Source organism: Actinoplanes subglobosus, assembly GCF_042650585.1.
In the GTDB taxonomy this organism is placed as follows: Bacteria; Actinomycetota; Actinomycetes; order Mycobacteriales; family Micromonosporaceae; genus Actinoplanes; species Actinoplanes subglobosus.
This window is the reverse complement of record NZ_JBHSBL010000014.1, coordinates 1-21,085: the sequence shown is the minus strand read 5'-3', so window position 1 is coordinate 21,085 and position 21,085 is coordinate 1. Positions and strand designations below refer to the sequence as shown.

Genomic DNA, 21,085 nt, shown 5'->3' with positions numbered 1-21,085 from the left:
GTTCATCACGGCCGGTCCAGGTGCGGACGCGGTGGTTCAGGGGTGCTCTCCGTGCGATTACGGAAAGCAGGGGTACGACCCGAGCGTTCGTTCGTGATCAGTTCTTCGAGCCAGCGCACCTCGCGCTCGCACGCCTCCAGACCGTGGCGTTGAAGCTCCAGGGTGTAGGCGTCCAGACGGTCGGCGGCCCGGGCAAGGATCTCGCGCAGCCCCTCACGGCGCTCCTCGATGCGCCGGCGGCGGCCCTCCAGGATGCGGAGCCGGGTGGCGCGGTCGGTGCGGGAGAAGAAGGTGAAGTGCACCCCGAAGCCGGCGTCGTCGTAGGTCTCCGGGCCGGTCTGGGTGAGCAGGTCGGCGAAGTGCTCCTTGCCCTCCGCGGTGATCTTGTAGACAACCCGTCCCCGCTTGCTGGTCATCGGGGGAATGATGTCGCTGTTGGCCTCTGCCTCACTGATCCAGCCGGCGAGCTTCAGCCGCTTCAGAGTGGGGTAAAGAGTGCCGTAGCTGATCGCGGCGCGGAGCGTGCCGAGTTTGGTGGCGAGCTCCTTCCGGAGCTCGTAACCGTGCATCGGGGCCTCCTGGAGGAGACCGAGGATCGCCAATTCCAGCACTGGCCCTCCCTCGAACTGTGTCCCGATGTATCGGCTCGATACATCGCAACCGTAGATCGGCCCGCTCGGGTCCGCAACTCCGGCCCCCTGTGCAGTCGCCACGCCACGCTGAGTGATGGCGGTCGCCGTGGGAGCGGGGACCGCGTACTCTCTTCGCCATGCGCACGCAGCGGCAGATAGTCGACTACTCGCTACAGAGGCGGGCAGTCCTGCGTGACGTCAAAAACGGCCGGATCGGCACGCTCGAAGTGTGTGACGCGTCTCCTTACTTGAGAAACGCCGCAACTTTCCATGGCGAGCCGACCGACGAGAGGTGCCCGATCTGCCGCCGGGACAACCTGACACTGGTGCACTACGTCTATGGCGACGAGCTCAAGCAGTCCGCTGGTCAGGCCCGGAAATTGGCCGAGCTGCCCGTGCTGGCGATGACGCTGCGTGAGTTTCAGGTCTTCGTCGTCGAGGTGTGCCGCTCCTGCGCGTGGAACCACTTGATCGAGAGGTTCGTTCTGGGCCGCGACGGCCTCGCGTCGGAAGAAACGTTGCACGGCGACGTTATGGTCTCGTCCGGTGGCGGGGGACCCCACCGGACAGGTCAGTCGTCACACGGCGGGGAGGCCCGGTGATGAACCGGATCGATCTCGCTAACGTGTACGAGTTTGGGACCGGAAAACGGTCATCGCAGACACATGACATGGGGGCTGCCGGGACCGCAGCCCACAACGCCCGCTCGTGGCGCAGCGTTGGGACGGCTCGTCCGGGCCACCTGACCGCGCCCCCGCGACCGGTAGGTGTGAGGGAATGAACGCGTACGGCGAACCGCAGTCCGCACGAGCCCGGGTACAGGTACCCGGGCCGTCCGCTGCTTCCACGCCTGACGACGAGCCACGCAATCAGGCCAAGCCCGGACCGGACGCTTACCGGCGTCCATCCGGCGCGGCCTCGGTCGCCGGCTCGTCGGGGCGGGCGTCGGTGGGCTCTGCCCCGGCCGCCCGGGCGTCGGTGGGCTCAGCTTCCGTGGGTTCCGCGCCCCCCGGCCGCGCCTCGGTGGGCTCCGCCCCAGTCGGCGGCCGCGCCTCCGTCGGGGCGGCCTCCGTGGGGTCGGCTTCGGTCGGTGGCCGCGCCTCCGTCGGCGCCGCGTCGGTCGGTGGCCGTGCCTCGGTGTCGCCGGGTGGTCCCGGCGGGCCGGGCGGCCCCGGCGGTGGCGGCGGATCGGGTGGCTCCGGCGGCAGCGGTGGCAAGAAGGGCCGCAGCAAGGCCGACAAGAAGTACCGGCGTGCCAACATCCTGACCGCGGCCGCTGCCGTCCTGGTCATCATGCTCGGTGTCGGCATCGTCGGCGGCACCTACTTCTTCGACGACGTCAAGCTACCCCCGGCCCAGGCCGAGGCGCAGATGAACACGATCCTGCTGTCCAACGGCTCGGTGCTGGAGAAGATCGGCGAGCCCCGGATCAACGTGCCGTACCAGCAGATGAGCCCCAACATGCAGAACGCCGTCATCGCCGCGGAGGACATGAACTTCCGCGACCACAACGGCATCGACCTGAAGGGCATCGCCCGCGCCGCCTGGAACAACTTCACCGGTGGTGAGCTGCAGGGTGCTTCGACCATCACCCAGCAGTACGCGCGGTACGTCGCCAAAGAGAAGGACATCAGCTACAGCCGTAAGCTGCGTGAGGCGGTCATCGCCCGCAAGCTGGAGTCGGAGTACTCCAAGGACGAGATCCTCGGCATGTACCTGAACTACATCGACCTCGGCCGGGGTAAGTACGGCGCGGAAGCCGCGGCACAGGGGTACTTCAAGGCCTCGGTGATCCATGGCGCCAAGAACGAGATCACCGTCTACCAGGCCGCGGTGCTGGCGTCGATCATCAAGCAGCCGTACGCGACCGACAGCCACCCGGGTTACGACCCGGAGACCAGCAAGGTGGAATCCCAGAAGCGGTGGGAGTACACGCTCGGCAACATGCTCAAGATGGGCGCGATCACCCAGGAGCAGTGGGACAACCGCAAGTTCCCCACCGCTGAGCCGATCAAGGGCACCAACAAGAAGAGCGCCGCTGACAAGCCGGTGGGCATGGTCAAGCGACACGTGATCAACGAGCTGCACACGCTCGGCATCAGCGACAAGATGCTCGAGCAGGGCGGCTACACGATCACCACCACGATCAACCCGAAGGTCCAGGAGGCGGCGGAGAAGGCCGGTTCCCGGCTGAGCAAGACCTCGCCGATGTACAAGCAGAAGAAGACCTACCAGGCCGCGGTGATCGGTATCGATCCGAAGAGCGGTGAGGTGCTCGGCTACTACGGCGGAGACGATCCTTACGGCATCGACTACGGCGGCTACATGTCGGGTGACGGCAGCGGTGTTCCCGACAAGGGCGGTCAGTCTCCGGCTTCGTCCTTCAAGATCTATACCCTCGCGGCTGCTCTCAAGGCGGGTTACTCCTTCGACACCGTCTGGGACGCGACCAAGCTCAAGGCGAACGGCCAGAAGATCAGCAACGCTGGTCAGGAACCTGGCGCCATCTGTGACGGCCGGAGCACCTTCTGCGATCTCGAGACGGCGACGGTCAGGTCGTACAACTTCCCGTTCTATTGGATCGCGGATGAGCTGAGCCCGGCCAAGATCATCGAGGCGGCCAAGGACGCCGGCATCGGGACCCTGTGGACCAACGAGGACAAGAAAATCGACCTGGCGAAGGCCAGTGAGAGCACGCTGAACAAGAACTTCAGCAACGAGGTCGCCTTCGGCCAGTTCCGTGTGCTTCCCCTCGACCACGCTCAAGGTGTGGCCACCCTCGTCAACGGTGGGGTGCGGCACGACGCCCACTTCATCAGCCAGGTGAAGCAGCGCAACCCCAAGACCGGTGAGGAGAAGACCCTCTACGCCGCTGGGCAGAAGGGCGTGCGGGTCTTCGAGGCCGACCAGATGTCCAACCTGCTCGGGGTGATGCAGAAGATCCCGGAGAGGGCCAGGAAGACGATCAGTGGCCACGAGTCGGTCGGCAAGAGTGGAACCTGGGAGATCGAGGTCGGCAACGACAGCCTGAGTGGTGACGCCTGGTTCGTCGGTGGCATCCCGCAGCTGGCCGCCACGGTCTGGGTCGGCGGTGCCGGAAACCGCGTTCCGTTGAAGGAGAAGAACGGCACCAGCGACATGTTCGGCTCCGGTACTCCTGCCTCGATCTGGGAGGAGTTCATCGAGACCGCGGCCGAGGCGATGAAGTGGGACGAGGAGAAGTTCCCGGAGCGCATCAAGACCGGCGACGACAGCAAGGGCAACGGTACGAGGCCGGTCGTGCAGGCGCCGACCACTCCGGACCCCAACAGCTCGTTCTGCCAGATCGCCCCGAACCTCTGCCAGACGGATAACACCGGCAACACCGGGAACACCGGCAACACTGGCAATACCGGTAACACCGGCAACACGGGCAATGCTGGTAATACCGGCAACGGCCCAGGTAACGACGACGATTAGCGAGTTTCGCTGAGAAGCGGCGTCCATCTCGTGGAGATGGGCGCCGCTTCGTCTTTCGATGACCTGTGTGTCTGATGAAGATCGGTGTGCCGGACGTGGCCGGTCACCTTTCCGGGCCATGGATGCGGCATGATGCCAAGACATGAGCGCCCTACCGCCCTCCGATCGGCCTGACGTCTCGAGCGCGACCTCGGACGGCTTCGTGCGCGGACTCTCCGAAGCCATCGGCGGGCCACTCGGCGCCCACGCCGTCCGGCCGGACGCCCGGCCCGGCCGGTTCTGGACCGCGCCGCGGATCGTGATGGCGCTGGCCTGCCTCGTGCTGGCGCTCTCCTGGGTGCAGAAGTCGCCCTGCATGGACGGCAACTGGCAGAAGAACGTCCAGTACACGCGGTACTGCTACACCGATGTGCTGGCCCTCTACTTCGCCGAGGGGCTCAACGAGGGCAAGGTCCCCTACCGCGATCACCCGGTCGAATATCCGGTGGTCACCGGATACTTCATGGGCGCGCTGGGCCTGCCGGTGCACTCGTACGGGCAGAGCCATCCCGACATCAACCAGGGCAGCTGGTTCTACAACGTCAACGCCCTGGTGCTCTCGATCCTCGCGGTGATGAGTGTCGCCGTCATCCTGGCGTTGCGCCGTCGCCGGCCCTGGGATGCGGCGATCTTCGCGCTCTCCCCGATCGTCCTGGTCACCGCCACGATCAACTGGGACTTCCTGGCGATCGGGTTCTTCGCCCTCGGCCTCTACCTGTGGGTGAAGCGGTATCCGATGTGGGCCGGCGTGCTCTTCGGCCTGGGAGCGGCGGCCAAACTGTGGCCGGTGTTCATCCTCGGGCCGATCCTGATCCTGGCGCTGCGCACCGGCCGGATATGGGCGTTCGTCAGCTCGTTCGTGGCCGCCGGTGTCACCTGGCTCCTGGTCAACCTGCCAGTCATGATCATGTGGCATGAGAGTTGGCTACGGTTCTTCCGCCTCAACGACGAGCGGCCGATCGACTGGGGCACGTTCTGGTACATCGGGCGTTACATCGACAGCAAGTGGAACTCCGGGCAGGCCGGTGACCAGGGCCCGTTCCAGTGGCTCAGCGACCACGTGCCGACGCTCAACCACCTGTCGTACGCCCTCTTCGGCCTCTCCTGCCTGGCGATCATGCTGCTCGGCCTGCTCGCGCCGCGCCGTCCGCGGCTGGCGCAGCTCGCTTTCCTCGTCGTCGCCGCGTTCCTGATCTTCAGCAAGGTCTGGTCCCAGCAGTACGTGCTCTGGCTCCTGCCGCTCGTCGTCCTGGCCCGGCCGAAGTGGGGCGCGATCATCGCCTGGACCATCGCCGAGATCGGCTACCTCGCCGCCTTCTACGCCGAGCTGATCGGTGCCGGGGGCACGGCGGTCATCCCCGAGGGCACCTTCGTGCTCGCCTCCACCCTGCGCCTGGTCACCGTCGGCGTGCTGTGCGGTCTGGTGGTGCGGGAGATCTGGCGGCCCGAGCTCGACGTGGTCCGGGTCAGTTACGACGGTGCCGACCCGGACGCCGGTCCGCTGAACGGGCCGGAGCATCCATGGATCACCGGTCTGCGGCGCCTCTTCGGGATGGGGCCCTCGGACGAGGCTCTGCCCCCGCCGCCGCCCCCGCCCGTCCACAAGGCCGAGCCGGTGCCGACCAGCTGAACACCTTTCGGGGTTTGCTGCGGGGCCGACGGTTTCGGAACCTGGTGCGGGCACGGGCTCGGCTACGCACCGGTGGTGGTGGGGCTCGGGGTGAAGGCCGACAGGCCGATGCAGGGACACCACGGCACCCGTGATCGTCGCCGGACATCACCGGAGCCGTGATCGGTGCCGGGTGCTGCGGTCAGTGCATCGCTGATCGGGGTCGCGGGCGGTGGCGGCTATCGGCCGGTGCAATGCCGGTCAGGGCCGGCGGCATTAGCGGCTGTCGGCTGCGGCATGCCGGTCGGCGGCAGTGGCGGCTGGCGGCTGGCGGCATGCCGATCGGGGTCGGCGGCAGTGTGGGTCGGCGCACACGTTCTGCCTTCGTGTCGGAACTCGCTGCACGGCTGATGTCGGTCTGGGCCGCGCTGTCCCGAAGGCGCTTCGAGTTCCTCAGCTCAGGTAGAAGACCACGGCGCCGGGGACGTCCTCACGCCGGATGTCGAGGTTGTCCACCGGCAGATCGCCGGCGTCCTCCCACGAGGTGCCGGCGATGTGGTCGCTCAGCAGCAGTACCCGCCGTACACCGATGGAGTCCAAATAGTTGATGCTGGTCACGTCTGGGAAACCGGCGACCTTGGCCCGCAGTTCGGCCTGTTTCTGGGCGCCGAACCCGCCGCCTCCGTTCGCGAGGTCCTGGAACTTCGTGGTGGTCCACAACTGGACCGTCTGGTCGGTGAGCTCGGCCGTCGGCAACACGAGCATCGGGCCGGGGACGGTACGCAACGCGTCCGGCTGAGCCGGGACGACCGGATGGGCCGTGGTGTTCCAGCCTTCGAGAACCACCAGGAACAGTGGCGTCAGTGTCGCCAGGCGCAGCCAGGGGCCCGGCCACGGGGGAATCCGCTGGGCGGCCATGTGCTCGGCCCGTCGGACGAAGTCGTCGACCGCGCCGGCGGCCAGGATCGCCAGCAGCAGTGTCACCCACAGCATCAGACGGCCCGGGATGCGCAGGTCGAACGAGGCCGGGAAATGGCCGAACAGCGGCAGATAGGTCCAGCGGCCGTCGAAGAAGGTCGTGCCCAGGGTGAGGACGATCGTCACAGCCAGCGCGGTCAGCAGGAGGAGCCGGTGCCGGAGTTTCCAGATCGAGAGGAACAGGCCGGCCAGCGCCAGGGCGTAGAGCGCGAATCCGGGGAGCAGCGACATCTCGGCCGCCCAGCCGAGGGTGGATCGGGGTGTCTCGTGGGCGGCGCCCCAGACGCGTGACTCGGCCGGGCCGATCAGCAGGCTGCGTAGGGGCGGCGAGAAGAACTGGATCTCCTCCAGGCGGGAGCCGGTGTCGTCGAGCCGGATGTACGGCACCGCGATCAGAATGCCGACCGCAGCGAAGATCGTCGCGCCCATGATGTTGACGTTGGTGAGCAGGACACCGATGAGCGGTTTCCAGCGGGGTTTCTTGCGCACCGGGACCGGCCTGCGGAAGAACCGCAGCCAGTTGTGCTTGCGGCGCGGACTCTCCAGCACGTCGGCCCGGGAGAGGTCCAGGGCAGGCTGGACGGCGGTGTCTTTCATATCCTTCCCGCCAGCCCCAGCCCCAGCCCCAGCCCCAGCCCCAGCCCCACTCGTGGATGGGGAAGCGGTGGCGGCGGTGACCGTGGAGGTTGCGTCAGAGGCAGCGGTAGTGAGTGGGGAAGCGGTGGGGGTAGTGCCTGCGGTGGTTTCGGTAGAGGCGGCGGTAGTGCCTGCGGTGGTTTCGGAAGAGGCGGCGGTAGTGCCTGCGGTGGTTTCGGTAGAGGCGGCGGTAGTGCCTGCGGTGGTTTCGGAAGAGGCGACGGTAGTGCCTGCGGTGGTTTCGGAAGAGGCAGCGGCAGCAGTGGTTTCGGAAGAGGCGGCGGCAGCGGCAGCAGTGGTTTCGGAAGAGGCGGCGGTGCCAGCGGCACGCGTAGGAACACCTGTTGATGCAGCCGTGGCGGGACCGGCGGCAGCATGAGGCGGACCAGCCGCCGCAATGGCGGAAGTGGCAGCAGTGCCGGGAGACGGACTGGTTGCCGCTCCGGAACCAGCGGCCGTAACGGGAGTGATACCGGCCGGAGCGACGGCGGCAGGAGCCGAGGCACCGAAGGCAGCGGATGGAGCGCCCACGGCATCTGACAGAGCAGACTTGGCGGCCCCGGCCCCGGCCCCGGCCCCGGCCCCGGCCCCGGCCCCGGCCGGCGCGTCGGCCTTTGAGGACGTGATTGCGCTGGCATCGGTATCACCGGCGGCGGGTGCGGCCGCACCGGCACCCGCATCGGCCCCGACAGCGGCGGCGGAGGTGGGGCCCTCCTTGGCGGCTGTAGCGGGCATGGCTGTACCGGGTTTGGTGGCGCCGGCAGCGGACGCGGCAGCAAGGGATGCACCGGTGACGGCAGGGGCCGAAGCAGGCGTGTCGCCGGTTGTAGGTGTGTCGGCCGCGACGGGGGTGGTCAGGGCGGCTACTTCGCGGTGGTCCTTGCGGTCTCGGCGGTCGCGGAGGAAACCTCGGGCGGCGTTCACTGCTGAGGCGAGCATCAGGGCGATCAGGAGCAGGCCGAGTACGTAGGCGAAGGGGATGCCCAGGGAGAAGCCGAGGGTGAGTTGCCAGATCGCGACCAGCCAGCCAGCGATCGCCCAGGCCGCGCTACGACGGTCGGAGCGGAACCCGTGCCTCAGTGAATAGCCGTGTCCCCGTGCCAGCATGGCGATCGCCAGCGGGATGCCGCCCGCCGAGATGATGTCGAGATGGCCCTCCTGCGCCAGCCGCCATGGTGCGTAGGCGAACGCGACGGCCGCGACCGCGGCGCCGGTGCGCTGGGCGCCGAGTTGTCGCACCAAGGCGTAGGTGCCGATCACCAGCAGGGCATGGGCCAGGACGAACAACACGTTGTACCGCAGGACGGCGGCGGCCGGGCCGGTGCCGATCATCCCGGCCAGTGCGTAGCCGACCAGGCTGTCGCCGAAAGCGAGACTGTCCGCCGCGGGGAAGTAGGCGTTGGCCTGCCACAATCGCACCGGGTCGGTGACCAGGATGTGCCCGATCCAGGAGACCTGCCATGCCTGCCGGGACGGATCACCGAGGTCCTGCGGCAGGGTGTGCATCGGGTATCGCAGGGCCGGCCAAGTCATCGCCACAGCGAGCAGGCAAGCCGCGTAGATCATCAGGGCGTATTCGTGAACAAAACCACGCAGCGTCGCCCGCAGACCACGGCGGAGACGACCGGGCTGCTTGTCCTGTGTCATGGCGAACACGGCCCACGGGTCCGGCGGCGCGCCAGGCGGCCGGGTGTCGGGGAGGCCCTTCCGGGCTGCCGTCCTGTGTGGAGCCTGAGCCGATTCACCGGATTTATCGGAATTGTCGATTCCCGCCGCCTTGTCGCCGACCAGGTCCTCAGCAGACGCCGTCTTTGTTGCCCTGGTAGAGGGCGGCGAGGCAGAGGTCGGCGAGGCGGGGGAGGGCGAGGCCGGGGAAGGCGAGGTGGAGGACGGCGGTGTGGAGGAAGGCGAGGTGGAGGACGGCGGTGTGGAGGAAGGCGAGGTGGAGGAAGGCGGTGTGGAGGAAGGCGGCGTGGGGGAAGGAGAGGTGGAGGAAGACAGGGCGGGGGAAGGCGAGGCGGAAGCAGGTGAGGTGGGAGGAGGCAGCACGGAGGCAGGCGCGGCGACCGTCGGCGACGCCGGACCGGTAGCCGTCTGCTGCGACGGAGAAGCGGGGTCGGCCGATGTCCCCGTCTGCCCGGCGGGAGTCGGCGAGGCTGGGCTGGAAGCCGCCTGCCCGACGGGAGAAGAGGCGACTGACCCCGGTGAGGCCTCGGGTGTGACAGTCACCACCGGCGCCGGTTTCGAGGCCGGATTTGCGGCCTTTCTCCGGAACAAGGCGAATCGGCGGCGCGGGGCGGCCGGCCGCGGATCGCGCGACACCGGATCCGCGGGCGCGGAAACGGGCGCGATCGGTTGCGGCTGCTCGGACATGACCCTCCCCCGGGCGATGCGTCAGTTGCCCGCCCGCTCCCGCAGTAGGGCGATGTCGGCGGCCTGCCCCTCGACCCCACCGGGTGTCTCCACAATGGCCGGAGCTCCGGAAGCGCGGATGGCGGCGACCACCAACTCGGTGTCGATCTTCCCACTCCCGAGGTTGTCGTGCCTGTCCTGACCCGAGTCGAATCCACCCTTTGAATCGTTGGCGTGGATCAGGTCGATCCGCCCGGTGATCGCCTTGACCCGGTCGACGATGCCGAGCAGGTCCTCACCACCGGCGAACGCGTGACACGTGTCCAGGCAGAACCCGGCACCGAACGAGCCGACCGCCTCCCACAACCTGGACAGGGCGTCGAAGCGCCGGGCGCACGCGTTGTCGCCACCGGCCGTGTTCTCGATCAGGACGGGAAGCGGCAGGCCACCCTCGCTCTCCGCATACTCGAACGCCTTGCGCCAGTTGACGAAGCCGGCGTCGAGGTCGGCACCCGCGCCGACGTGACCGCCGTGCACGATCAGCCCTTTCGCCCCCAGCTCGGCGGCGGCCCGGGCGTGCGCCATGAGCAGCTTGCGGCTCGGGATACGGATCCGGTTGTTGGGCGAGGCGACATTGATGATGTACGGCGCATGCACATACACCTCGATCTCGGAGGCCCGGATCTGCTCGGCGTCCTCGCGAGGTTTGGGGGAATTGTATTTCTGTGGGTCGGTCAGGAAGAACTGCACCGCCTCGGCGCCGCGGGCGGCGGCCTCAGCCAGCGGGTCGGTGGAATCGACGTGGGCTCCGATGCGCATGGGACGAGCCTACGACGCGGGTACGACGCTTTCCGCACGCGTCACCGCGCTCCACAGCGACTCGTTACCTCCATTGATCTTTGCTGACGGATGCCGGCGCGTGCCGGTGTTGAACTGGGGGTTGGTCCATGTCGCGGCAGTTCCGATACCGGATGGCGGCGCTGGGGCTGTGCGGTCTGATCTTCGGCGCCCCGTTGGTGGCGAACGGGACGGCGAGCGCCGACCAGGTCGAGGCGAACGATCGGCAGGTGAGTTTCGGCGGCTTCGGGGTCTTCGGGCTGTCCTGCGGTTCGCGGCCGAGCGTCGAGGCGATGACGGTCCCGGCCAGCAGCGTGGTCCGGGTGGTCAACCAGACCGGGCACGACGCCCAGCTGAGGCTGGCCGGCGCGCCGCGGGGGGTCATCCCGGCTGATGGGGCGGCCGAGGTGGTGTTCCGCCGCGGTACCACGGCGGTGATGCTCACCCCGGAGTGCTCGTTCGGTGAGGACGTGATGCCGATGCTGATCACGGCTGCCCCGTCGGCATCGTTCGAGGAGCCGGGGCCGACCCCGGAGCCGTTCGGCGGTGGTTCGCCGGGGGTGATGTCGAAACCGGCCGCCGGATCGGGCTCGCCGTCACGTACCTCCGGTTCGATCCTGCCGGACTCGGTCGCACCGGTGTCGGAGCCCACCCGTACCAGATCAAAGGACTCTCGGCGCGGAGCGCACAAGGCCGCCGAGCAGCGGTCGGCGACGGCACCGCGGACCTCGGCCACCGCGGCGAAGGCGGCGCCGCACAGCGGCATCAACCCCAGGATCAAGAGCAGATCTTTGCGGAGTACGGCCGGAATCGGCGCGCCCGCGTTCGCCGGAATGCCTCCTGGCGGTGCCGATGTCGCGCAGGGCGGACGGGAGTCGGTGGTGCCACCCGCGCCGCCGGAGGGCCGGGTCGCGTCGCCGGCGGCGGACGAGGACGGCGGCGTGCCGGCGCTGGAGCCGACCGAGCCGGGCAGTTTCGACGCCGCTCAGCCGGTGGCCGCTGTCGGGCGGATCGACGACGGGCGCCCGTTGGGGCTCTTGGGCCTCACGGCGCTCGTCTGCATCCTCGGTGTCGCAACTGCCGCGATTCGGGCAATCGTGTCGCAACGTGCATCACGCACAAATGTGGCGTAAGCTCTTCCTTGAAAGCTCCGCGGGGCGGACGCGTCCAACCTCATCGGTGTGGTCGTTCCTCCCCAGGTCCCACCCAACGAATCGGGCCGGACGCCCCGCGGCTCTCCATCGGCGACCTCGTCCCACGGACGGGGTCGCCGTTTTTGGGTCACACGCCCCACCTGGGTATGCTGGCTCGGTTCGCAGTGTGTTCGCCGTGGGCCATACCTCCCACGGCTTTCTTCTGCGAGCGACACAAGACCTCCTGCCACGGAGAGACCGTGGCCGCATAGCCCACAGGAGGTGAGATTGTCTTGCGTCATTACGAACTCATGGTGATCCTCGACCCTTCGCTCGAGGAGCGCACCGTTGCTCCGTCGCTCGACCAGTACCTGAACGTGATCAGGACCGCGGGTGGCTCGGTGGAGAAGCTCGACGTCTGGGGCCGTCGCCGGCTCTCGTTCGAGATCAACAAGAAGGCTGAAGGCATCTACGCGGTCGTCGACCTGCAGGCGACGCCCGAGGCCGTGGCCGAGCTGGACCGTCAGCTCCGGCTCAACGAGTCCATCCTGCGCACCAAGGTCATCCGTCCCGAGACCCGCTGAGCCGTTTTTGTCAGAGGGTCCTGAGACCCTTTGCATCAACGACACGAGCGGCGAGGAGAAGTTTCATGGCTGGAGAAACCGTAATCACGGTCGTTGGCAACCTGGTCAACGACCCTGAGATGCGTTACACCAACTCGGGTGCGGGTGTCGCCTCGTTCCGCATCGCCTCGACGCCGCGGACGCTGGACCGGCAGAGCGGCGAGTGGAAAGACGGCGAGGCGCTCTTCCTCACCTGCAACATCTGGCGTGAGGCTGCTGAGCACGTCGTCCAGTCGTTGCAGCGTGGCGCCCGGGTGATCGTGCAGGGCCGGCTGCGTCAGCGGTCCTACGAGACCAAAGAGGGCGAGAAGCGTTCCTCCTACGAACTCGAGGTGGACGAGATCGGCCCGTCCCTGCGCTACGCCACGGCGACGGTGCAGAAAGCGGTCCGGTCCGGCGGTGGCGGTGGCTTCGGCAACTCCGGAGGCGGTTTCGGCTCCGGCGGTGGCGGCGGTGGCAACCGGCAGTTCGGTGGCGGCGGTGGCAACAACAGCGGTGGTGGCGGTCGTGGCAACAGCAACGACTTCGACGACCCCTGGGCCACGGCTGCACCGGCGTCCGGCGGCAACCGCTCCGGCGGTGGTGGCAACTCCTCGTTCGACGACGAGCCTCCCTTCTAAGCCCTTCCGGGCTTTCCAGATCACCAACAGGAGTTTGAGCAATGGCTAAGGCTGCGGCGCTTCGCAAGCCGAAGAAGAAGGTGAACCCGCTCGACAAGGACGGGATCACCTACATCGACTACAAGGACACCGCTCTCCTGCGGAAGTTCATCTCCGACCGCGGCAAGATCCGTGCCCGCCGCGTCACCGGTGTGACCTCCCAGCAGCAGCGGCAGATCGCCCGCGCGGTCAAGAACGCCCGTGAGATGGCGCTCCTGCCGTACACGGCCACGGCTCGCTGAGAGGGGGCACCGAGATGAAGATCATCCTTACGCAGGAGGTTTCCGGCCTCGGCACCCCCGGCGACATCGTCGAGGTGAAGAACGGTTACGGCCGCAACTACCTGCTCCCGCAGGGGTTCGCGATCCAGTGGACCAAGGGCGCCGAGAAGCAGGTCGTCGTGATCAAGCGGGCCCGCGAGGCTCGTGAGATCCGTGACCTGGGCCAGGCCAACGAGGTCAAGGGCCAGCTGGCCGGCCTCAAGGTCACGCTGAAGGCGCGCTCCGGCAACGGTGGCCGTCTGTTCGGCTCGATCACCCCGGCCGAGATCGTCGACGCGGTCAAGGCCGCCGGTGGTCCCGCCCTGGACCGTCGTCGCCTCGAGCTGCCGGGTCACATCAAGACCACGGGCTCGTACAACGTGCAGGTCAAGCTGCACCCCGAGGTGACCGCGACGTTCCCGGTGAACGTGGTGGCCGCCAAGTAGTCGTCGTACTACGCCGAAACGGCGCGTCGGGCCTCGGCTCGGCGCGCCGTTTTCGTTCCCCACACCACGGCCGCCCGCCGCGGAGCGGAGCGGAGCCGGTCAGCTCAGGCTGTTACCGGTGATCGCAGAGCTCAGGACCGTGGCGAGGCCGCCGCCGACCACTGCCGCGGCCAGGCCGACACTCGCCGACTTCCAGGCTGTCGTGACGGTCCGCAGCCCGTAGGCCACCACCATGCTCAGCACCAGTGCGATGCCGAACCCCGGAGCCGCGTCGGCGAGCGTGTCGAAGGCGTGACCGCTCTGGCCACTGTTGACCACGAAGATGCCGAGCACGAAGAGGACGACCGGTACGCCGTACCACCCCACGGTGTAACCGACCGCGGCCAGCGGGGTGCCGTTGTCCTCCTGCTCCTCCTCGTCGTCATCCGAGCCGAGCAGGTCGTTCTGCCTGTTCTGCAGGAAGTCGCCGCCCATCGGGCGACGCTCGTAGGAACCGGTGCCCTGGAAAGCGCCCGCTGCCCGCCGAGGCGGCCAGGAGGTGTCCTCCTCCACGGCGACACCGCCGGCACCCGCGCCGGGTGCGGCGATCACCGAGGTGGCGCTCAGGGCCAGATTCGACGATCCATCGACCGCGGCTGAACCGCTTGGCCGAAAGGGAGGAAAGTCCGACGTGTCGTAACGGCGGGACTCGCCCTCGGCCAGATCGTTCTGGCGGGACAGCTCTCGGCGCCAGTCGGTCTCACCGTCCTGCCCGGCGCCTCGGTAATCGGCCCCGCGCCGGCCGGCGCGTTCGGCGGCGAGCCAGTCCGCGAGCGGCGGACGGTCGCCGAAGCCGCCTCCCGAGGGCGGCGGAGGATCGTCACGGTCGCCACGGCCACGCCGCGACGAGGTGTCGGTGAGCGGGTCGGGCCAGCGTGCCGACAGGTCGTCGGAGGACTGGCCACCGCCGTACACCGGCTTCTGCTGCCCGGTCCAGGCAGGCCCAGAGGCGGGCGCCGAACTGCCCGCCGGTAACGCGCGAGCCGACCCGAAACCGGGGCGCCGCTGCTGCTCCGGCGGAACGTCGTAGGCCGACGGCTGCTCCGGGATCCCCTGACCGCCGTACGCCGGCCCGCGCTGCGGCTGCTGCTGACGCTCCTGGTCGAGCCAGGAGGTCTCGGCACCGCCACCGTAGGCCGGGCGCTGAGGAGCCTGCCGCTGCTGGCGCTCCTGATCCAGCCAGGACGTCTCGCCGCCGCCGTAGGCCGGGCGCTGCTGAGGGGACTGCCGCTGCTGGCGCTCCTGATCGGCCCAGGACGGCCCGCTGGCCGGTGCGGCCGGCAGTTCTCGGGCGCCGTACACCGGCTGTTGTGGTTGTGCGGAAGGACCCGCCGGAAGCTCTCGCTGACCGCCACCATAGGCAGGCCTCTGCGGCTGGGCCGACGGCCCGGCCGGAAGCTCACGGGCCGCGCTGCCGAAACCACTGCGCTGTTCCGGACGCTGCTGGCCGTAGCCGCCACCGCCCGGAAGCTCACGCTGACCGCTGCCGGAACCGGAATCCTGCCAGCGGGGAGCCTCGGGCTCGTCCCGGTACGCCCGGCGGCGCGGCTCGGGCTCGGCCGGCTCCGACCACTGCGGCGGCATCGGTCCGGGACGGCCGCCCTCACCGGGGTAACCCCCCGACCGGGACCGGGACCGGCCGCCGTCAGGCGGGTAGTCGTCGGGACGTGACCGGCCGACGTCACCCGGGTAACCCTCCGGGTCGACGCCGAGACGGCGGGACTGTCGGCTCTGCCGGGGCTCGGGGGAGAGTTGCCAGGCCTGCGGGCCCAGCGGCTCCTCAGCGGCCTGTGGCGGCTCCTGGGCGCGGCGGCGGCCGGTGGGGTAGCCATCCGCCCGGTACGCCTCCTCAGGGCGGCCACGACGGGCGGAACGGCCCTCGTCGATCGGGGCGCTCCCGGCCGACCAGCCGCCACCGCTGGTGCCTCCGGCCGGGATCGAGCTGCTCGGCAGCGGCCCACCGGGCACACCACCGACCGGCTCGTCACGCCGGGAGCGGCGGGCGGGCGGCTCCGGCGCGTCCTTGACGGCCTCGCGGCGGGCCGCCTCGGCACGCCACGCGAGCACCCGCGGGTCGTCGCCGGCACGGCTCCACTGACCGGTGTCCGGGTCGCGGGTCCAGTTGCTGGTGTCCTGATCGGCGTCCCACGAGGCGGTGTCCTCACGCCAGTTCGTCGGATTGGCGTTGTACCGCTGCTGCCGGTCCGGCTGGGCGCCACGGCGGCCGGGCGCCTCCTGACGGCCCTGGTCAGGGCGTGCCTGCGGGGCACGGGGAGGCTCCGGGCGGGCTGGTTCGGGGCGGGCCTCCTCGGCCTGCCGGCGCCGGTCACGCCGTGACGGTGCCTCGGAACGCATGCCCCAGGCGGGCGGCTCGTCCTGATCGCGGAAGACCGGGATGCTGCCGGTGTCGGTGTGCCCGGCCCAGTTGTCCGACTCCGACCCGCTGGACCAGCCGGTGCCGCCGGACGGTGCCGGATCGGCCTCGGCCGCCCGCCGGCGCCCGACCCGGGTCGGGCGGTCGCCGAACCCCGAGTCACGGCGCCAGGCGGCACGGTCGTCCTCACGGACCAGGTGCCGGGCGTCCTCGGCGGCCGAACGCTGCCAGCCGGGCGCGTCGGTGCGCTCCCAGCGGGTCAGGCCGGTGGTGTTCTCCCCGGGACCGGACCGGCCCGGGTCGGTCCAGGAGGTGCCGGCGGAGGCCGCGGTGGACCAGGTGCCCGTGCCGGTGTCGGCCGCCCGGCGGCGCGACGCGGCCGGTGGCTGCGCCGGGGTCTGCGGCTGCTGCCACGACGGTGTCTGGGTGGACGGTTGCGGCGCGGAGGGCTGCTGCGCCGAGGGTTGCTGCCAGGACGGTGTCTGCTGCGGCTGCTGCCAGGACGGCGTCTGCGCGGCGGGTGCCTGGCCGGGCGTCTGCGTGGACGGCTGCTGCCAGGTCGGCATCTGGGTGGACGGCTGCCGCCACGACGGGGTCTGCTCGACCGGAGTGGTCGCGGCCGGCAGGTCGGGACGGCGCTGCCAGGACGACGACGTGTCCGGATCGTTACGCCGCCAGGACGGCGTCTCGGCGGCCGGCTGCCGCCACGACGGGGTGCCACCGGGCTGCTCCACCGCGGGCGACTGCCGCCACGACGGGACCTCCCGGTCGGCGCCGGTCTCCCACGCGGTGCCGGGGATCGACGGTTTCTCCCGCTCGGCGGCCTCGTCCTCGGCACGCCACGCCTCGGTGGTGGAACGCCAGACGTGTGAGCCGGTGGACGAGCGCCACTCGGTGGTCTGCCGCCAGCGCGCACCGGTGGCCCGCCACTCGGCGGTCTCGGTGCGCCAGCCGACACCGTCGGCCGGGAAGGTCGGACGACCGGTGGTGGTGACCTCCGAAGACCACCTGTTCACCGGCTCGATCGCCTGGCCACCGCCGCTGTAGGGCTCGACCTCGGCCTGCTGGGCCCAGTCGTCGGCACGGCGCTGCCAGGCGAGCGCCTCGTCGCTCGGGGCCAAGCTGCCGGTGTCGGTCAGAGAGGACCAGCGCTGCTCAGGCTCCTCGATCTCCGGTTCCCGGGTGGGCCAAGCACCCGCAGCGCGCCGAGGGCGCGACATGCGGGTCCCGTAGTCCCACTCCCGTTGGTCCACCTGGAAAGGGTGACGTGCCCGAAGCGGAACCGCAACGCCTCAGTGCGACTGCTTGCTCACCCGAGTAGCTATTTCCGCAGATCCTGACTTGTTTCTGCCCTCCACAGGTGGGGACGACGAATCCCCTGCTCGGGTTTGCTGCCTCAGAAGTTGTCCACACCGTGTGCACAGGGCTACCCACAGAGTCACGGGAGATGTCCACAGGTTGTCCCGAGGCTCGTCCACCGCGGCAGTTGGGCAGGTGGCAGCCGGGTTCGTACAGTGGTCCAGCCTCAGATCTTCAGCGAACCCCTGAATCCCGCCCGGGATCCGTCGAAGGGGGAGGCAGTTCGACCTTGAGGCGGCCCTGGCCGAGTGGAGGGGGAAACCGGTGTCGATCACCGACGACGCGAGGCCCGAGTCGCGGCCGCCGTCCCAGCCCGGCGGTGGCGGAGGCAAGGGTGGCGGCGGAGGCAACAAAGGCGGTGGCGGGGGCTTCGAGGGCGGCTTCGACAAGACGCCTCCGCAGGACGTCGCGGCCGAGCAGGGCGTGCTCGGTGGCATGCTGCTGTCCAAGGACGCGATCGCCGACGTCGTCGAGATCCTCAAGGTCAACGACTTCTACCGGCCGATCCACGCGACCGTCTACGACGTCATCCTGGACCTCTACGGCCGTGGCGAGCCGGCCGACGCCCTGACGGTCGCGGCCGCCCTCGCCGATTCCGGCGATCTCCAGCGTGTCGGCGGTGTGCCCTACCTGCACACCCTGATCGAGAGCGTGCCCACCGCGGCGAACGCGTCGTATTACGCCCGGATCGTCTCCGAGCGCGCGATCCTGCGACGTCTGGTCGAGGCCGGCACCAAGATCGTGCAGCTGGGCTACGGCACCGGTGGCAACGGCGGACGTGACGTCGACGACATCGTCGACCTGGCACAGCAGGCCATCTACGAGGTCACTGAGAAACGGGTCAGCGAGGACTTCGCGGCCCTGGGCGACATGCTGCAGCCCACCCTCGACGAGATCGAGGCTGTTGGTGCATCCGGCGGTGTGATGACCGGCATCCCGACCGGCTTCCAAGACCTGGATCGGCTGCTCAACGGCCTGCACGCCGGTCAGCTGATCATCGTGGCCGGTCGTCCCGGTCTCGGTAAGTCGACGGCCAGCATGGACTTCGCCCGCAATGCGGCGATTCAGTACGGCCACGCCAGCGCCATCTTCTCGCTCGAAATGAGCAAGATCGAGATGGTCATGCGCCTGCTCTCCGCCGAGGCGCGCGTGCCGCTGCACACCTTGCGCTCCGGCCAGCTCTCCGACGACGACTGGACCAAACTTGCCCGGCGGATGGGCGAGATCAGCCAAGCGCCGATCTTCGTCGACGACACCCCGAACATGAACTTGATGGAGATCCGGGCGAAGGCGCGTCGCCTCAAGCAACGTCACAACCTGCGCCTGCTGGTCATCGACTATCTCCAGCTGATGTCCTCGCCGAAGAAGACGGAGAGCCGTCAGCAGGAGGTCTCCGAGCTCTCCCGTGGTCTCAAGCTGCTGGCCAAGGAGATCGAGTGCCCGGTCATCGGCGTGAGTCAGCTGAACCGTGGTCCCGAGCAGCGGACCGACAAACGGCCCCAGCTGTCCGACCTGCGTGAGTCCGGCTCCATCGAGCAGGACGCGGACGTCGTGATCCTGCTACATCGCGACGACTACTACGACAAGGAGTCGCCACGCGCCGGCGAGGCCGACTTCATCGTCGCCAAACACCGAAACGGCCCGACCGACACCATCACGGTGGCGGCGCAGCTGCACCTCTCTCGGTTCGTCGACATGGCGATTTGATTTCTTGTACGGGTAGAGGCGCCCACAATCGCTCTCCGAGGTGGACTGGGGCGCGCGCCAGAATCGGTGATTCCGTATTTGTCGTCGAGTTGTCGGGCATTTGTTGCTCAATGCCCCCGTAAAGAGGGCGCAGGACGGGCATTTTGCCGGGTCGCGGGTCGGGAGTGAGAACCGCGGCCCGGCGTGGAAGCGTGAGTTCATGACGATCAGGTGGGGTCGTCGGCCCAGAGATACCGCGGTGCTTTCGGCGAGAGCTCAGCTGAACAAGAAGTGTTGAGCGCTGTCTCGCACGGGGGGACATGCTCGTGGCCCGGGCAGAAGGCAAAAGGATGGTGGTGGCGCCGATCCGGTGCCGTTCTTTCCAGAGTCGGGACGGTCAGGTGTTGTCGACCTGACGATGATTGGTGACGAGCTGTTCGATCTGTCGGGATTTGCCGGCCGAGGCATGCTGAACGGTTTCCACGATGACGCGGGCGAGAGTTTCGACCGGCCATTCGCGGCATGCGTCCTGATTGAGGCGGAGATCGACGAGCTGGCCGTCAGCATCCACAGTGGCCCGGACCTCACCGGTCTCGGACTCGGCGCTGACCTGCAGGGTCGCGACGCTGCGCTGCAGCTCGTCCACTCCGGAGCGGAGCTCCTCGTATCGACCGTAGGTGTCCTCCAGATCGGTGCGCAGGTTGGGGTCGGCCGCACGATCGGCAGTTTCAGTCACGGTTCTTCCTCCGTTCGCCGCGACAGGGGGGCGGACGTGAGAATACCCAAGATCAGCGACGTTGCGTATTCCGGTAACTTCGTAACGCACACGAAAAGAGAGACTTATCGAAATAGCTCACTTTTAAGTGACGATACGACTCCAACTTGTGACTACCTAGGGTGAGCAATTGCACTCCGGCAAATCACGGCTTGCGGAGAAGTCTGCGAATCGCCACAGGTAGACCGGGCACTGTGGAGCGGTGAGTCGAACGGTGACATGACTCTGCGTACGCGCGGGAGAGGGCTTGGCGGCGGAAAATTATCGGCCCGGTTCGACGCCGGCCAGCCGGAACCCCTCCTGAAGCGGGCCGCCCGTCCGGTCGAGAACGGCCAGCACCACGGCCACTAGCGGCTCCCGGTCGCCGTCCGCGATCACGGCCCGCTGAGCCTCCGCTAGCTGTGCCGGTAGATCGGGGTCGACCTCGGCCAAGCGGCGGGGCAGCCACTTGCCTCGTGCCGACCAGCGATTCCCGGAAAGCAGGAGCAGGTCAGAGGCGGCCAGCACGAGAGTCGCTGCCAGGAACGAGATCTCCACCGGGTCGGAGCCGCCGCGCAGGTCGTCGAGCAGGTCCGTGACCAGGTAACGCTGAACGGCGAGTTGATCCGCGCCCGGCACCGGCGGCCCGGCGGCGAGCAACGCGGCAGCCTCGGTCTGGTAGGTCTCGGCCACACCGTCGACGCTGATCAGAGGGATTCCCTCGGCGACCATCCGCAGCAGAGGAGTGCGGCGGCCCGAGACGTTCTGCCGCCAGTAGTGCCGAAGTGAGGCCGGCGTGTAGACGAACCACTCGACGAGCTGGCCGGAATGTCGGAGCGTCTCCCGGAACGAGGCCGGCTCCCCGTCCATCACGACCACGATGTCCAGATCGGACCAGGGTGTCCGGCGGGCGGTCGGCGCACTTCCGCCGAGAAACGCGGCATGTGCCTGGGGGAAACGTTCCCCGACAAGCCGAGTGGCCACCTCAACCGGATCGTCCAACACGTCACACACCGTCTCACATAACCCAAACACGGCACACCAGTCCACGCCGCCGCGGCATCCGGCCCATCAAGATCGCCGGTGCGGGGTGCGGGGTACGGGGTGCGGGGTGCGGGGTGCGGGGTGCGGGGTGCGGGGTGCGGGGTGCGGGGTGCGGGGTGCGGGGTGCGGGGTGCGGGGTGCGGGGTGCGGGGTGCGGGGTGCGGGG

Annotated in this window: 15 protein-coding genes; 9 read left to right on the top strand and 6 right to left on the bottom strand. The window is 68.8% G+C overall.

Annotated elements, in window-relative coordinates:
- Nucleotides 1-5: 5 nt before the first annotated feature.
- Entirely contained in the window at nucleotides 6-611 is a 606-nt protein-coding gene (locus ACFO0C_RS13660) for a PadR family transcriptional regulator (protein WP_378066968.1), read from the bottom strand.
- A gap of 158 nt (nucleotides 612-769) precedes the next feature.
- Here ACFO0C_RS13660 and ACFO0C_RS13655 point away from each other — a divergent pair, with 158 nt between their 5' ends.
- From ACFO0C_RS13655 to ACFO0C_RS13645, 3 genes are all read left to right on the top strand, one after another.
- Nucleotides 770-1,234: a DUF5318 domain-containing protein gene (locus ACFO0C_RS13655; protein WP_378066967.1), complete on the top strand. Its 465-nt coding sequence runs from the start codon at nucleotides 770-772 to the stop codon at nucleotides 1,232-1,234.
- A gap of 469 nt (nucleotides 1,235-1,703) precedes the next feature.
- Nucleotides 1,704-4,091 (top strand): transglycosylase domain-containing protein, encoded by a 2,388-nt coding sequence (locus ACFO0C_RS13650; protein WP_378066966.1) that lies wholly within the window; start codon nucleotides 1,704-1,706, stop codon nucleotides 4,089-4,091.
- 142 nt (nucleotides 4,092-4,233) lie between these two features.
- Nucleotides 4,234-5,760 carry a glycosyltransferase family 87 protein gene (locus ACFO0C_RS13645; RefSeq protein ID WP_378066965.1) on the top strand — a complete coding sequence of 509 codons (1,527 nt, stop codon included), beginning with the start codon at nucleotides 4,234-4,236 and terminating at the stop codon, nucleotides 5,758-5,760.
- A gap of 432 nt (nucleotides 5,761-6,192) precedes the next feature.
- On the opposite strand, the gene ACFO0C_RS13640 is transcribed toward ACFO0C_RS13645, so the two are convergent.
- Nucleotides 6,193-9,000: a hypothetical protein gene (locus tag ACFO0C_RS13640; RefSeq protein WP_378066964.1), complete on the bottom strand. Its 2,808-nt coding sequence runs from the start codon at nucleotides 8,998-9,000 to the stop codon at nucleotides 6,193-6,195.
- A gap of 747 nt (nucleotides 9,001-9,747) precedes the next feature.
- On the bottom strand, nucleotides 9,748-10,524 hold the full coding sequence (locus ACFO0C_RS13635; protein ID WP_378066963.1) for a deoxyribonuclease IV: 777 nt from the start codon (nucleotides 10,522-10,524) through the stop codon (nucleotides 9,748-9,750).
- 128 nt (nucleotides 10,525-10,652) lie between these two features.
- Between ACFO0C_RS13635 and ACFO0C_RS13630 the strand changes: the two genes are divergently transcribed.
- The 5 genes from ACFO0C_RS13630 (at nucleotide 10,653) to rplI (ending at nucleotide 13,663) form a co-directional block, all read left to right on the top strand.
- The gene (locus ACFO0C_RS13630; RefSeq protein WP_378066962.1) at nucleotides 10,653-11,675 is read left to right on the top strand and encodes a hypothetical protein; all 1,023 of its coding nucleotides are present in this window, start codon (nucleotides 10,653-10,655) and stop codon (nucleotides 11,673-11,675) included.
- 293 nt (nucleotides 11,676-11,968) lie between these two features.
- Nucleotides 11,969-12,259: a 30S ribosomal protein S6 gene (rpsF, locus tag ACFO0C_RS13625; protein ID WP_014448192.1), complete on the top strand. Its 291-nt coding sequence runs from the start codon at nucleotides 11,969-11,971 to the stop codon at nucleotides 12,257-12,259.
- A 65-nt stretch (nucleotides 12,260-12,324) separates the two neighbouring features.
- A complete protein-coding gene (locus ACFO0C_RS13620; RefSeq protein WP_378066961.1) occupies nucleotides 12,325-12,918 on the top strand; it encodes a single-stranded DNA-binding protein in 594 nt (197 codons plus the stop codon).
- A gap of 41 nt (nucleotides 12,919-12,959) precedes the next feature.
- Nucleotides 12,960-13,199, top strand: a complete 240-nt coding sequence (rpsR, locus tag ACFO0C_RS13615) for a 30S ribosomal protein S18 (protein ID WP_007073789.1) — start codon at nucleotides 12,960-12,962, stop codon at nucleotides 13,197-13,199.
- A 14-nt stretch (nucleotides 13,200-13,213) separates the two neighbouring features.
- A complete protein-coding gene (gene rplI, locus ACFO0C_RS13610; RefSeq protein ID WP_043529634.1) occupies nucleotides 13,214-13,663 on the top strand; it encodes a 50S ribosomal protein L9 in 450 nt (149 codons plus the stop codon).
- A 99-nt stretch (nucleotides 13,664-13,762) separates the two neighbouring features.
- Here the strand turns inward: rplI and ACFO0C_RS13605 are convergent, their stop codons facing one another.
- Nucleotides 13,763-17,329, bottom strand: a complete 3,567-nt coding sequence (locus ACFO0C_RS13605; protein ID WP_378066960.1) for a hypothetical protein — start codon at nucleotides 17,327-17,329, stop codon at nucleotides 13,763-13,765.
- A gap of 370 nt (nucleotides 17,330-17,699) precedes the next feature.
- Between ACFO0C_RS13605 and dnaB the strand changes: the two genes are divergently transcribed.
- Nucleotides 17,700-19,142, top strand: a complete 1,443-nt coding sequence (dnaB, locus tag ACFO0C_RS13600; RefSeq protein WP_378066959.1) for a replicative DNA helicase — start codon at nucleotides 17,700-17,702, stop codon at nucleotides 19,140-19,142.
- Between the two features lie 376 nt (nucleotides 19,143-19,518).
- Here the strand turns inward: dnaB and ACFO0C_RS13595 are convergent, their stop codons facing one another.
- Together ACFO0C_RS13595 and ACFO0C_RS13590 are read right to left on the bottom strand one after the other, a co-directional pair.
- Nucleotides 19,519-19,857: a YbaB/EbfC family nucleoid-associated protein gene (locus ACFO0C_RS13595; RefSeq protein WP_378066958.1), complete on the bottom strand. Its 339-nt coding sequence runs from the start codon at nucleotides 19,855-19,857 to the stop codon at nucleotides 19,519-19,521.
- A 300-nt stretch (nucleotides 19,858-20,157) separates the two neighbouring features.
- Nucleotides 20,158-20,880: a nucleotidyltransferase domain-containing protein gene (locus ACFO0C_RS13590; RefSeq protein ID WP_378066957.1), complete on the bottom strand. Its 723-nt coding sequence runs from the start codon at nucleotides 20,878-20,880 to the stop codon at nucleotides 20,158-20,160.
- Nucleotides 20,881-21,085: the final 205 nt, after the last annotated feature.